Genomic DNA, 12,693 nt, shown 5'->3' on the forward strand with positions numbered 1-12,693 from the left:
GTATCCGCTTATGTTGAATGTTTTTTATTGCTATGGAAATAGGTAGTTAAAGTTGGATTATATGAACAACTTATGAAGAACATATGACGCCGGTAAGCTGTAAAGAATATATCTGAACTTTTGTTGAGTTCTTCACAATTTCCGGCTTTTTAAGCGTGCGTATTTTTAATGAAAGTTAGAGTTTCTTCCCCAGCCTCTTTTCCACTTGCTTTTTTTCCCACTCGGGCCCAAATAAGCTGAATACCTCAAATACACTCATGCCGTGAGATATTAAACCTATGCCCCAGCCAAGTGCGGCCCATAGCACCCAAAAGTAACCTGGCGATGTAATCAGGTTCAGTATGAACAAACCAATTATCACCAGTACATAGGTGATTACGTGGGAATAGAATGCCTTAATGTCGCGAACGTGTTCTATAACCCGCTTTTCTCTGTCGGATATATCCTGCTCTGTATTCACTTCGCTCTCCTGTAGTTCTGATAAGTCGATTTCAAAAACAGCAGCTAAAGCTTTCCGTGATTCAAGGCTAGGGTTTTGCCCTCGCTCTATTCTCTGGATAGTCCTGATGTTGAGCCCGCTTATTCTGGCCAGTTGTTCTTGAGACCACCCGCGTTGAAGCCTTAGTTTTCTGATGATCATACAGCTCCTTTAAATTGGCTTTTGGAGATATTTATAGTGAATTTCGCAGCTGTCGGGAACGGGCATCTAGGTGACTTCCTTACGACATTATCTTTATTATCAATGAGTTAGGGCCTGGCTATGCTGTCAGTTGATAGCGGTAACCCCAACTAAAACACTCTTTTTCCCCAGGCGGTGTGAGCGTTCCATTGTAGCTCGATACCTTATCAAATATCTGCGTGACAAGTTATTTAACTACCAAACCAGCTGGAAGTATGAATGAGTTATCCTAACTGGAAAAAAATTTATGGTGACCTCTTGCGGTAACTAGGCCTGCCAATAGATATGGGTAATGAGAATTGGGTTTATCAGAGAATGACTATCTCGACAGCCGCTGGAAGTGGTATGCGCTTGTTCTTAGCGATCGGTAAAGTGGCATAAGGGCGCTTGGTTTTAACAAGTGCCCTTATGAACAACATAACGGGTCTAGAGAGTGCTATCCGGCTGATTTTCCGGACGTGCGTCGATAAACGCCGGTAGTTCATTACAGGCTTCGGCGATTTTCTGGATTTTCGGATAGTTATTCATTTCCATACCGAAGCGCTCGGCGCTATAGATTTGTGGTAATAGGCAGCATTCAAAGAGTCCAGGTTTATCGCCAGCTGCGAAGGGCTTGGGGTCTAGCTCTTGTTCCAGTGCTGAGAAACCCAAGTGAATCCAGTGCTGAATCCACTGTATTTTTTGCTCGTCACTAATCTTAAATTCAGCCTGCAGATACTTGAGGATGCGCAGATTCTGTACAGGCTGAATATCACTGGAAATAGTGTGAGCCAGTGCGCGAATGTGGGCGCGGTTTTCGCGCCCCTTTGGTAAGAGGGGCGGTTGCGGATAAGCTTCATCCAGCCACTCCAGTATGGCCATAGACTGGGTAAGGCTAAAGTCGTTCTCGTTAAGTGTGGGCACTAACCCCTGCGGGTTGAGGCTTTGGTAGCTATCACTCAGCTGCTCACCTTTTAACAGGTTCACTGGGTGGTAGTTATACTCGAGTTCTTTCAGGTTCAGGCCTATACGAACCCGGTAACTCGCTGAGGAGCGGAAATATCCGTAAAGATCCATTCTCTTTCCTTTCTTTCGTTGTTATTGCTTTGGCAACATAAATTGCCGGTTTTAAGAACACTTTTCAGTCGTGTCTCGAGTCACTCGTTTTTCCATGAATTAACATAGTCTGCCAGCTCTATCGCATGGGCGTCAGGCAGTATGTCCCACGGTGTGCGGCTATCGATCATTACCGCGACTTCGTCGGTTTCTTTCCTTGCACGCTTGGCGCCAACGGCGAAAGCTTTAGGGTGGGGTCCATGGGTAAATCCCATGGGATGCAAGGTAAGCATCCCCGGATGAATATTATCGCGGCTGAAAAAGTTGCCGCGATGGTAAAAAATCAATTCGTCATAATCATCGTTATTGTGGAAAAACGGTACCTTGAGTGCACCCGGATCGCTTTCCAGCGGGCGGGGTACAAAGGTAGCCACCACAAAACCGGGCCCAACAAAGGTAGTGTGTGCAGAGGGTGGTAGATGATAGCGGTGGCTCATAAGTGGGCGTAAATCCCGCCAATTAATTCGTACCACAAGGTTATCGCCGGTCCAGCCCCTGGCGTCCAATGGGTTAAAGGGGTAAATAATCGTAGAGAGCTGCTGGCGGGCTTTTACGATCACGCGCCATTCAGTGTCTCCCTGCTGGGCTTTAAAACCATCATCAATTTTGGGGACATCGAGAATCGCCTGATCAAAGATCGCGTTCGGGCCAAGAACGCCCCTATCTGGCAACTGGAAGTGGCCGCCAGTTGCCTCGATCATTAACAATTCCAGAGGTTCATCCAGGGTGGGAGCCAGACGCCACATGGTGCCTCGCGGCAGCACAATGTAGTCTCCATCACGAATGCTCAGGTGGCCAAAATCGCAGTAAAGGTCTCCGCTGCCATTATGTATGAAGAGCAGCAGGTCTCCATCGGCATTACGCACCAAGTGGTCCATTGGGTCACTACAGGTCCACAGGCCTACGAGGCTGTTGTTGTTGCGTAGAATTGGCTTTTGATCCCAGGGGCTACTGCCTTTGTGGACCAATTGAGTGGCATCAAAAGCATGAGGACGCAGTGGTCCCTCAAATTTGCTCCAGCCGGTCGGGGGATGGCTGTGGTAGAAATGGGTGCAGGGGCCAAAGAAACCTTCCTTGCCCATCTCCCTTTCAAAAGTATTGGCTGGAAAGTCTGCATGGGCTTGGCGGCTGGTTTCACCTTCAATGCGGGGAAAGCGTATCCACTTGTTCATGGGCGGCCTCGCTTATGCTGGGCAGGGCGCTTATCGGCAGGTGGAAAGTTGATCGTTTCTGCAACAGTGTCGCGCATATTTCTTGCGTTTAACCGGCATTGGGTTAACAAAGATGGCGCAAAAAACCCTATACTGTGCGACCAATTTTGTCCGGTGCTCCAAGTAATCCCAGCGCAATATTTGCGTGTACAGTGGTTACAATTGAAACCAATGTTAGTTAAATTGAGCATCTGGTACAACCCGGATTCCCAGACAGGCAGGTGTGAGAGCAGCCATGATTGATAACCAAAATACGCCGGAAACGGCAGTAAAGCAGGATGAGTTGCGCCTGGAAAAATTCTTGCCATACCGCCTGTCAGTACTCTCAAACCGTGTGAGTAACGCCATTTCACAAGCCTATGGTGCACGCTTCCATCTCACCATCCCCGCGTGGCGGGTGATGGCCATCCTCGGGCGTTTTCCTGACCTCTCTGCTGCAGAGTTGGTAGAGCAAACGGCCATGGACAAAGTGGCAATCAGCCGGGCTGTTTCCTCGCTGCTAAAGAACGATTACATCACCCGCAGCGAAGATCCTGCAGACCGCCGGCGTCAGGTGTTGAACTTGTCTGAGTTGGGGCGGGAAGTCTACGCGCGCATAGTGCCGCTTGCGCAGCAATACGAAAATGATTTGATCGCCTCCCTTTCCAGTGAGGAGAGGGAGCAACTGGATGGCATTATCGAAAAACTGTTGGTTCGCGCTAAAGAGTGGTCCGAGCGCGGCTTGATCGATGAATAAATAGGATAAATAAAGGAGTTTTCAGATGTTTGAGCATTTAAGCAGCCTCCCGCCAGATCCCATCCTGGGTCTATTGGCCAGTTATCGTGCGGATGAAAACCCCAGCAAAATCGACCTTGGGGTAGGGGTCTACAAGGATGAAGCCGGCCACACCGCGGTTTTGCAGGCGGTAAAGGAAGCGGAGACTCGCTTGTTACAAAGTGAGGAAACCAAAGCCTATATCGGCCCAGCCGGTACACCAGGCTTCAATTCGGTGATGCAGGAGTTGGTACTAGGCGCCGGACATCCCGCCCTGGTAGGTGGCCGCGTACGCTCTGCCCAAACGCCCGGTGGTTGCGGCGCCCTGCGTGCTTTGGCGGAGTTGATCAACCGCGCCAAGGAAGGAGCTACCGTATGGGTGAGCGATCCCACTTGGGCGAACCACGTGCCGTTGTTGGGGAATGCTGGCCTGAGTATCAAGAGCTACCCCTACTACGATCGCGCCACCAGCAGCTTGCAGTTCGACAAAATGGTGGAGACACTGAAGAACGTGGGCGAAGGCGATGTGGTCCTGTTCCATGCCTGTTGCCACAATCCCTGTGGCGCGGACCTGTCCCGTGAGCAGTGGAAAGTATTGGCGGAAATGGCCCAGAAACAGGGTTTCACTCCGTTTATTGATATGGCATACCAGGGTTTCGGTGAAAGCCTGGAAGACGACGCCTACGGCCTGCGCCTGATGGCGGAATCTGTACCTGAAATGCTGGTAGCTGCTTCCTGCTCCAAAAACTTCGGCCTTTACCGTGAGCGCGTTGGCCTGGCCATGGTGATCTATGCCAATGGTGAGAGTGCCGATAAAGGCCACAGCCAGATGCTGAGTGCAATTCGCGGGAACTATTCCATGCCACCTTCCCACGGTGCTGCGGTTGTGGAATCTATCCTTACAGATGCAGGCCTGAAAGCGAACTGGGAAGCGGAGCTTACCGAGATGCGTGAGCGCATCAACGGGCTGCGCGCAGGTTTGGTAGAAGGTCTGGCGGCTGCCGGAGCCGCAGGCGATTTCGGTTTTATCCGCCAGCAGAAAGGCATGTTCTCCTTCCTGGGCATTAGTCCAGAGCAGGTGCAACAGCTGCAAAAGGACTATTCCATCTATATGGTGGACTCCAGCCGCATCAGTATTGCCGGCTTGAGCTCCAACAATATGGAATACTTCTGCAAGGCGGTTGCCAGCGTGCTGTAAATTCGGCACATTTGGGGGTGAGCGTACTGCTCATCCCTTAAGATTTATCTAAAGAAGTAAGAGTGAAAGATGGAAGTTGAGCTAGGAGCCCCAGTGTCTGAATCCCCCACCCAAATCTGGACCCCTCAGAGCTGGCGAAACTTCACCGCACACCAACAGCCCAAATATACCTCCACCGATGATGTTACCCAGGTAGCCAAACAGCTTGCTGGCCATCCGCCTCTGGTATTTGCAGCCGAAGCGCGCGAGCTACGCCGTCAGTTGGCCCAGGTAGCGGAAGGAAAGGCGTTTTTGTTACAGGGCGGCGACTGTGCTGAATCTTTTGCTGACTTCAACGCAAACCGCATCCGCGATACTTTTAAAGTATTACTGCAAATGGCGGTGGTACTCACTTTCGCCGGTAATCTACCGGTAGTAAAAGTGGCACGGATGGCAGGTCAATATGCCAAGCCGCGCTCCGCAGATACTGAAACTGTGAATGGTATTGAGCTGCCCAGTTATCGTGGCGATATCATCAATGGTATCGACTTTACTGCGGAAGCTCGCCAGCCTGATCCCCAGCGCATGGTTACCGCCTATAACCAATCCGCGGCTACCCTCAACCTGCTGCGCGCTTTCGCCCAGGGCGGCCTGGCTGATCTGCACCAGGTACACGGCTGGAATTTGAGCTTCCTCAAGAACAATCCCCAGCGCGATAAATACGCGCAGTTGGCGGAGCGTTTACAGGAAGCCCTGGAATTTATGGCGGTATGTGGTGTTACTTCTGACAATACCCCCGCAATTCGTGAGACCGTGCTTTATACCTCGCATGAAGCACTGCTACTGGAGTACGAGCAGGCTTTGACCCGTACCGACAGCCTCACCGGCAAATGGTATGACTGTTCTGCGCATATGCTGTGGATTGGTGAGCGTACTCGCCAGCTGGATGGAGCCCATGTAGAGTTCCTGTCAGGAGTGTGCAACCCCATTGGTGTAAAAGTCGGTCCAGGCATGCAGCCAGATGAGCTGCTGCGTTTGATCGACAAGCTCAATCCTGAGAATGAAGCTGGCCGCCTCACGTTAATTACCCGTATGGGCGCAGACACCCTGGGAGATAAGCTTCCAGAACTTGTACGTGCAGTACAAAGGGAGGGCCGTTCTGTGGTCTGGAGTACAGACCCTATGCACGGTAACACCGTAAAAGCCGGCAATGGTTACAAAACCCGAGACTTCGATAAAATCCTGCGTGAAATTCGGGACTTTTTCTCAGTACATTGGGCTGAGGGCAGTCACCCCGGCGGTATTCATTTGGAAATGACCGGTGAACATGTAACTGAATGCACCGGCGGCGCATGGAAAATTTCCGAAGCAGACCTTGCCAGCTGTTATCGCACACAGTGTGATCCCCGCTTAAATGCTGATCAGGTATTGGAGCTGGCTTTCTGTGTGGCCGAATGGCTGCGCGCAGGGCGAATCGCTTAACAGCTTGGCTAAAAAGTAAATATAAAACCCCTTATTCAGGCTTTGGGCTTGGCTAAGGGGTTTTCTCTTCTTGTTCAAAAAGTCTTTTAATTCAATAGATGGGGAGTTGTAAGAGGCTTTGTAATAATAATCTTGATGACTGTTTACCCAGTTGAACCATTAGTATTAACGGGCTCTTCAAAAGCTTATTCAGTTGTTAATCGTGTGGGCTATTCCGGTAATTGGGGCTCTAATAGTCCTATACTTTTCTAGTACAATAGAGAGCGCTCAAAACTATAAAACCAGTGATGTAGCTCCAGCCAAGACTTATACCCCATTAATGGTGCCGTAGAAACAGGGGGCGGCGACTAAAATCGTGCAACATATCTTTGGCAAACTGCAGTATGCTTATCGGCAAGAAGCGCAGGCGGAATTGTCCAGATCCTGCTTCGGTCGCCCGTGTACTGGGCATTGTGTTTAATTGGTAAGCCGGGTAACTATGAAGATTGATTTCTGGTTCGAATTTGGAAGCACATATTCTTACCCCGTAGCTATGAAGATTGAAAAAATGGTGACCGAGCAAGGTGGGCACTTGGAGTGGAAGCCTTTTTTACTCGGGCCGATATTTAGCAATCAAGGCTGGCATGATTCTCCTTTCAATATTTATCCTGAGAAAGGCAAATACATGTGGAGAGATCTAGAGAGAATATGTGAAGCTGATGGCCTGAACTATAAAAAGCCAACCAGTTTTCCTCGCAACGGGTTAAAAGCTGCAAGAATAGCTTGCTTATTTTCTGGTGAAAAGTGGGTGCCTGAATTTATCCGTTCTGTATACGCTGCTAATTTTGAGCTTGATCTTGACATCTCACTTGAAGAAATATTGAAAAAATGTTTGCCTTTTTCAGATGAAGAGTCATTTACAAAAATTAAACGTGCAAATACTTCACTGGCAAAGCAAATGCTAAAAGAAAACACAGATCAAGCGAAGAAAAAAGGTATTTTTGGAGCTCCAACGTTTATGGTTGGAGATGAAATATTTTGGGGTGGCGATAGGTTGCATGCTGCTATACAGTGGGCAAAAAACAACCAGTAAATGCTTAGTATCCTTGTTCCGTTATGTAAAGTATGGCCAGCTGTACTTTCTATATCAAACTCTATTATATATTCGGAAATAACTCTGGCTCTCCTAAAGTTATCCAAATTTCGGACTTTGCTTCATTTGTGCCAGTGCCAATGGCAGAGGAATATGGCATACAGCCGGAGTAAAATGTCTGAATAAATGCTATAATTAAGTAACCGAGTAGAAATGGAAGTAAAGTTAAAGATTTATATAAATAAAATAGAGCTATCTATTGGCTCTAAAGTTATCTCTGAATCTCCAACGGAGCCGTTCACAACACAAAGACTTTTGGTTGGAAACTTTGATACAGCGTGGAGATGCATCATTAGTGCCGAGAAAAAGTTATCTATAAAAGGGCTCTTTAAGCGAAAACCGAAGGTAATTGTAGAGCCTAAAGAGATGGTTGAAGGCGGCATTTCACAAGTGGAAGAGCGTATATTTCAAGAGCTAGCATTGGCTCTGAACCCAAAAAGCGTGGAAGTACAAGTCTAGTGCTCCGGTTGTAACAAAGGAAAGCAGGGTACACAGCTCTCTCGGAACTCGGCAAGATAGTCTACACAGCACATATTGTATGTTGAACGCTTGCATTGAGCATTAATGCACTAAGAATTAAGTATGCAATCAGCAACTAAAGGTATATTCTTTATACTGGCTTTGTCCTTTTTTTGTTTGGCATAATAGATCTCTTAGAGCAATTAAAAGCAGGCGAGGAAATTAGATGGCGAGCGCCAATAATTTTCTTAGGTTTTGGGCTGGAATATCATTTTTTTACTCATTCTCTGACAGGTTCACTACTGATATTACTACTTGTGTAAAAGGATATCCTGTGAATGTTCATTGGAGGACTCTGTCGATGATGAAAGCAGCGGCTAAATAATGTACCAAATAGTGAACAGGCGAATAAGGCCAGGTAAATAGTGCTACGAACCAGCTACAACAAATGCGTATTTTATGAGTACCCAAATTACTGAATCAGGTATGAGAAGAGTTATTTTAATATTGTCAATTTTAACTATTTCTGGATGTGCAACGTCCATGAATGTATTTGAAAAAAACGTTAGAGCTAATGAACTTCAAGTTCAGGCAGAAGAAGGAAGAGTAATCAATGATTATTCTGGAGCTGCAGAATTGGAAAATAAGGCGGAAGAATTACGAAAAAACAATTCCGTTAATAAAGAAGATATTATTTCAGGTGTTTTATCCAAGGTTTTTAGCCGAATTTTTGATAAAAAGCCAAAAAGTAAATATCAAGGATGGCAATAGCGCCCGACTATTGGCAACAAAGCTTAGTTTTACGCTCAGCAAGCTGGGCCGAATGGGCTATAAATTTTGCAGTGTGAGGTTTGCTGTAAATGACGTCGTTACACTTTTTAGGTGAATATGAAACACTTTTTAGTTGTGGTATTTATAATTTTCGCTAATTTTACTATGGCTGAGGGTATGCTTGGCATTCCAGAGTCGTTCTTAGGTAAGTGGGGTGGTAGCAAAGATTCGTGTTCTGCACAGTTTCCACTCGATGTGCTTAGTATTGAAGAAAAGCGGATCATATTTTGGGAGTCTTCTGGAAAGCCCAAATTAATTATGTTTGAGAATGATGAACTAGAATTAACATTGCACATGGTGGGTGAGGGGGAAGAATGGTTGTCAGAAGAAGTATATTACCTGGATGCCAGCTCTCAGGTCCTCACCCGCAGAACAAAAAATGGAATGTTCCAATACCACAAATGTACTAGTTAGGCATAATAAGTGCATCGAGGAAGACCACTATAGTAACGCTCTGTCGGTGTACCCAGAAGAAAATATGGATTAAGCACCATTTAGTGCTACTTACACGAGCGCCAGCTGTCAGAGTGCCAAAATGAGATTTATATTGTGTTTCTTACTTGGTGTGTTTTTAACTGGATGTATGCTTGTGATTCATACTGCAATGTGTATAGATGCCAAGATTCCGAGAAAGGGTACTATGAGGTGATTCTTGAATATCCAGGACAGGAAATAATCACTAGAAAGATTGAATGTGAACGCTATTACGATAGCCAATGCAGCACCAGCGGCAACTCATGGGCATATAGAGAAGTAGGCCAAGAAAGTAAGTTTTTTTCGCAAAAAGTTACAATTAATACATTTGAGTATGGATTATTAGAGTTTAGCTTGCCTAGTTGCGATCGGTTTGTTACGGAAAAAACAATAAGTAACTACAAGAGCCTTAGTAAGGTGTTTGGAGAAACGTACTTCTTAAGATCATCAGATAAAGATAGGCACACGTATGCTACATTCAGTCTAGGCGAGGTACCGAAGAAAATTATTACTATAAATTATTCAGTCAAAGTGCGGTATGTGGGTCAAAAACAGCTAACAAGCCAATCAACTAGATACCTGTCGGAGCCGGACGTATCAGCTATACGTGGCAGTCATAGAGATTTTATGTGCTAGCAAGAAGATAGAAATGGCCATAGAGATAGAAAGAAAATTTCTAGTTGATCATCGAATTGTTTCCGATTTGACCGGTGGAATACGTATCTCTCAGGGGTATGTTAATACCGCTGATAAAACTGTAGTACGAGCCAGAGTCAAAGATGATGTAGCGTACCTGACCCTAAAAGGTGAGCTCAGAGGGATGACTTGTTCGGAGTTTGAGTATGAAATTCCGATGGAAGATGCTAGGTGTATCATCGATGAGTTATGTCGAGGTAATACCATCTTTAAAACAAGATATGAGATTCAGCACGGCAAGCACTTGTGGGAGGTGGATGTATTTCATGGCAAGAATGAGGGCCTGATTATTGCAGAAGTGGAATTGTCCAGTGAGGCTGAAGTTGTGGATATTCCGGCCTGGGTAACTGAAGAGGTTACTGGGCAGGTTCAATACTTCAACTCTTCTTTGTTGAACGAGCCTTATTCGGAATGGACAGAAGATAAGAAGTTCCTGTAGTACCGTCTGCTTCACTGGCCGGGAAAATTGACGCAGCTGTGCCGTTAAAGACAACCCATCGCTATGGGTTGCATTATGTGTTCTCCACCCAATGAATAGGAATTAGAGTTTGAATATTAGAAAAGCCGAAATGAGTGATTTTCCTCGATTATTGGAACTTGAACAGTGTGTCATTGATGCGGAGAGACCATTTAACTCTTTATTGAAGAGGAAATCAGCATTCTACTACGATATTAAAAAACTAATTGCATGTCCTGAATCCTATCTTTTGGTTGCTGAGGTTGATAGTGAAATTATTGGTACAGGTTATGCCCAAATCAGAGATTCAAAGCAATCATTAGAGCATAAATGGCATTCTTATCTTGGTTTTATGTATGTATCTCCTTGCCACAGGGGAAAAGGCGTTAATGCGAAACTAATTAACAAACTAATTGATTGGAGCAAGGGGCGAGGTATTATCGATTTTTATCTAGATGTGTATTCTGAAAATGACCCAGCTATCAGGGCGTACGAAAAAGTTGGTTTCAAACCATCATTGCTGGAAATGAGGCTTAGTCTTGATGAAGAATGTACATAGCAAGCGCATGCTGCCAGACTGGTTTTCCATTGCTCTTTTTGCCAGTTATCAATGAAAACATAATTTTTAGAACCTTTCCAGCTTTAGGGAGTATGTATGGAAAGTTATATCTTATTCTTTATAATCGCTGTGGCAACAATTTTAAGTCCAGGTCCGGGTGTTATCCTGACACTCACGAATGCCATTCGTTACGGTACTTCAGGTGCGATAGGAGGCATTCTTGGAATCGCATTCGGTACCTTTATAGTTGCAGGCATTTCGGCAACTAGCCTTGGTGTTATCTTAGCTACATCCGCAGTGGCCTTCAGTATTATGAAATATATTGGCGCTGCTTATTTAATCTATTTAGGCATAAAGTTATGGCGCTCGCCGACCAAACAAATCGAAGCCAGCCTTGGAGGTACAAAAAACAGAAAGCTTCAGTTTGCTGAGGGCCTGACGCTACAGCTTACCAATCCAAAAGCTGTATTCTTTTTCATGTCGATATTCCCCCAGTTTGTTAATTACAATTCAAATTTTGTAGGTCAATTTTTCCTGCTAGTTGTAACCTATAGTGGCTTAGTTATTATAATTCATGCCTTATACGCACACCTTGCTAAGTCGGCACGTGGTTGGCTTTCTTCTGAAAAAGGGGGGCGTATGGTTAATCGGGTAGGTGGGGGTACATTTATGTGTTTTGGTGTTGGTCTTGCGTCAGCTAGCAAGTAAAAGCACAGTAAGGCAATTATCGTGAGACATTCAGATAAATGCAAATGTCAAATAAACCCTAATAGGTTTAAAGCAGGAGTATAGTTTTCAATAAAACCATGGGTTGGTGTTTAATATGGCATGATACGGAATATTAATAAATAGTTAATCGAGACGTAATAAATAGTAAAAGTTTTATATGATCGCTATAGTAAAATTGGAAAATTTGCACCTGTCGATCCTTCTCTAAATAAAAAGTGTTGGAAGCCTGAGAGTAGAATGACCCCGGCAATTAATGCAGCTAAAAAAGCGAAAATTACCTTCAAAGTGTACGAATACACACATAACTCATCGAGTGAATCATACGGGTTAGAGGCTGCAGAAAAGCTGGGAGTGGCCGAAGCTAAGGTTTTTAAAACACTAGTAGTTATTCTTGATAATAAAGAGCTAGCAGTAGGAATAGTACCTGTTTCATCAATGCTAAACATGAAACGCATAGCTAAAGCAGCTGGAGCAAAGAAAGCCACAATGGCTGCTAAATCTGATGTGGAGCGATCCACTGGCTATGTGCTAGGTGGCGTTAGCCCGCTAGGGCAAAAAAAGAGACTCAAAACTATTATTGACTCATCGGCTAAAAATTACGCGACGGTTTATGTGAGTGCTGGCCGCAGAGGGCTTGAAATTGAGCTGGCACCTAATGATCTAGCAAGTCTTGTCAACGGGGTCTTCTCTAAAATATGTCAATAGATCCATTTATGACAATTACAGAAATAGGGCACGAAAAGGCGTTGCATTCACACTGCAAGTATTATATGTCTTCATAGCGTTAAGAGCATACATGAAACGGACCATATAGCTTGTTCTTTTTTCCTATTTTTTGGTGCTAGAGCAGAGTCTGCGTGGGAGCATGACAAAATAATTTATGAATTAAAGCAGGTGAATAAGCTGATTGATATTGGCTTGATGCGAGAAATCAACCAGCGTCTAACTCCAGGTCATT

At 45.4% G+C, this 12,693-nt stretch carries 14 protein-coding genes; 11 read left to right on the forward strand and 3 right to left on the reverse strand.

The genetic code is table 11. The features are described 5' to 3' along the window. Window positions 1-175: 175 nt before the first annotated feature. From ACJJJB_RS05410 to ACJJJB_RS05420, 3 genes are all read right to left on the reverse strand, one after another. Window positions 176-640, reverse strand: a complete 465-nt coding sequence (locus ACJJJB_RS05410) for a 2TM domain-containing protein (protein ID WP_020414893.1) — start codon at window positions 638-640, stop codon at window positions 176-178. A gap of 465 nt (window positions 641-1,105) precedes the next feature. After that, window positions 1,106-1,735, reverse strand: a complete 630-nt coding sequence (gene maiA, locus ACJJJB_RS05415) for a maleylacetoacetate isomerase (protein ID WP_282951009.1) — start codon at window positions 1,733-1,735, stop codon at window positions 1,106-1,108. Window positions 1,736-1,815: 80 nt separating this feature from the next. Beyond that, window positions 1,816-2,946, reverse strand: coding sequence for a homogentisate 1,2-dioxygenase (locus ACJJJB_RS05420; protein WP_282951008.1), 1,131 nt, complete (start codon window positions 2,944-2,946; stop codon window positions 1,816-1,818). Between the two features lie 274 nt (window positions 2,947-3,220). Here ACJJJB_RS05420 and ACJJJB_RS05425 point away from each other — a divergent pair, with 274 nt between their 5' ends. The 11 genes from ACJJJB_RS05425 (at window position 3,221) to ybaK (ending at window position 12,440) form a co-directional block, all read left to right on the forward strand. After that, window positions 3,221-3,721, forward strand: coding sequence for a MarR family winged helix-turn-helix transcriptional regulator (locus ACJJJB_RS05425; RefSeq protein ID WP_020414896.1), 501 nt, complete (start codon window positions 3,221-3,223; stop codon window positions 3,719-3,721). A gap of 25 nt (window positions 3,722-3,746) precedes the next feature. After that, window positions 3,747-4,937 carry an amino acid aminotransferase gene (locus tag ACJJJB_RS05430; protein WP_445365847.1) on the forward strand — a complete coding sequence of 397 codons (1,191 nt, stop codon included), beginning with the start codon at window positions 3,747-3,749 and terminating at the stop codon, window positions 4,935-4,937. 93 nt (window positions 4,938-5,030) lie between these two features. After that, window positions 5,031-6,398, forward strand: coding sequence for a class II 3-deoxy-7-phosphoheptulonate synthase (locus ACJJJB_RS05435; RefSeq protein WP_026305277.1), 1,368 nt, complete (start codon window positions 5,031-5,033; stop codon window positions 6,396-6,398). 478 nt (window positions 6,399-6,876) lie between these two features. Further along, a complete protein-coding gene (locus ACJJJB_RS05440) occupies window positions 6,877-7,470 on the forward strand; it encodes a 2-hydroxychromene-2-carboxylate isomerase (protein ID WP_445365848.1) in 594 nt (197 codons plus the stop codon). A 213-nt stretch (window positions 7,471-7,683) separates the two neighbouring features. Then, a complete protein-coding gene (locus ACJJJB_RS05445) occupies window positions 7,684-7,989 on the forward strand; it encodes a hypothetical protein (protein ID WP_353375125.1) in 306 nt (101 codons plus the stop codon). Between the two features lie 459 nt (window positions 7,990-8,448). Continuing rightward, the gene (locus tag ACJJJB_RS05450; RefSeq protein WP_445365849.1) at window positions 8,449-8,760 is read left to right on the forward strand and encodes a hypothetical protein; all 312 of its coding nucleotides are present in this window, start codon (window positions 8,449-8,451) and stop codon (window positions 8,758-8,760) included. Between the two features lie 117 nt (window positions 8,761-8,877). Then, window positions 8,878-9,234 carry a hypothetical protein gene (locus ACJJJB_RS05455; protein ID WP_020414903.1) on the forward strand — a complete coding sequence of 119 codons (357 nt, stop codon included), beginning with the start codon at window positions 8,878-8,880 and terminating at the stop codon, window positions 9,232-9,234. Between the two features lie 709 nt (window positions 9,235-9,943). After that, window positions 9,944-10,429: a CYTH domain-containing protein gene (locus ACJJJB_RS05460; protein ID WP_445365850.1), complete on the forward strand. Its 486-nt coding sequence runs from the start codon at window positions 9,944-9,946 to the stop codon at window positions 10,427-10,429. A gap of 109 nt (window positions 10,430-10,538) precedes the next feature. After that, window positions 10,539-11,006 (forward strand): GNAT family N-acetyltransferase, encoded by a 468-nt coding sequence (locus ACJJJB_RS05465; RefSeq protein ID WP_282951003.1) that lies wholly within the window; start codon window positions 10,539-10,541, stop codon window positions 11,004-11,006. Window positions 11,007-11,102: 96 nt separating this feature from the next. Further along, window positions 11,103-11,714, forward strand: coding sequence for a LysE family translocator (locus ACJJJB_RS05470; RefSeq protein WP_445365851.1), 612 nt, complete (start codon window positions 11,103-11,105; stop codon window positions 11,712-11,714). 258 nt (window positions 11,715-11,972) lie between these two features. Further along, window positions 11,973-12,440 (forward strand): Cys-tRNA(Pro) deacylase, encoded by a 468-nt coding sequence (gene ybaK / locus ACJJJB_RS05475; protein WP_445365852.1) that lies wholly within the window; start codon window positions 11,973-11,975, stop codon window positions 12,438-12,440. Window positions 12,441-12,693 lie beyond the last annotated feature (253 nt).

The organism is Microbulbifer variabilis (genome assembly GCF_052468405.1).

Bases quoted from the DNA above. Each gene is read 5' to 3' on its own strand.
- ACJJJB_RS05470 (WP_445365851.1), top strand. From the start codon at position 11,103: ATGGAAAGTTATATCTTATTCTTTATAATCGCTGTGGCAACAATTTTA.
- ACJJJB_RS05460 (WP_445365850.1), top strand. From the start codon at position 9,944: ATGGCCATAGAGATAGAAAGAAAATTTCTAGTTGATCATCGAATTGTT.
- ACJJJB_RS05445 (WP_353375125.1), top strand. From the start codon at position 7,684: ATGGAAGTAAAGTTAAAGATTTATATAAATAAAATAGAGCTATCTATT.
- ACJJJB_RS05425 (WP_020414896.1), top strand. From the start codon at position 3,221: ATGATTGATAACCAAAATACGCCGGAAACGGCAGTAAAGCAGGATGAG.
- ACJJJB_RS05410 (WP_020414893.1), bottom strand. From the start codon at position 640: ATGATCATCAGAAAACTAAGGCTTCAACGCGGGTGGTCTCAAGAACAA.
- ACJJJB_RS05430 (WP_445365847.1), top strand. From the start codon at position 3,747: ATGTTTGAGCATTTAAGCAGCCTCCCGCCAGATCCCATCCTGGGTCTA.
- ACJJJB_RS05440 (WP_445365848.1), top strand. From the start codon at position 6,877: ATGAAGATTGATTTCTGGTTCGAATTTGGAAGCACATATTCTTACCCC.
- ybaK (WP_445365852.1), top strand. From the start codon at position 11,973: ATGACCCCGGCAATTAATGCAGCTAAAAAAGCGAAAATTACCTTCAAA.
- maiA (WP_282951009.1), bottom strand. From the start codon at position 1,735: ATGGATCTTTACGGATATTTCCGCTCCTCAGCGAGTTACCGGGTTCGT.
- ACJJJB_RS05455 (WP_020414903.1), top strand. From the start codon at position 8,878: ATGAAACACTTTTTAGTTGTGGTATTTATAATTTTCGCTAATTTTACT.
- ACJJJB_RS05420 (WP_282951008.1), bottom strand. From the start codon at position 2,946: ATGAACAAGTGGATACGCTTTCCCCGCATTGAAGGTGAAACCAGCCGC.
- ACJJJB_RS05450 (WP_445365849.1), top strand. From the start codon at position 8,449: ATGAGTACCCAAATTACTGAATCAGGTATGAGAAGAGTTATTTTAATA.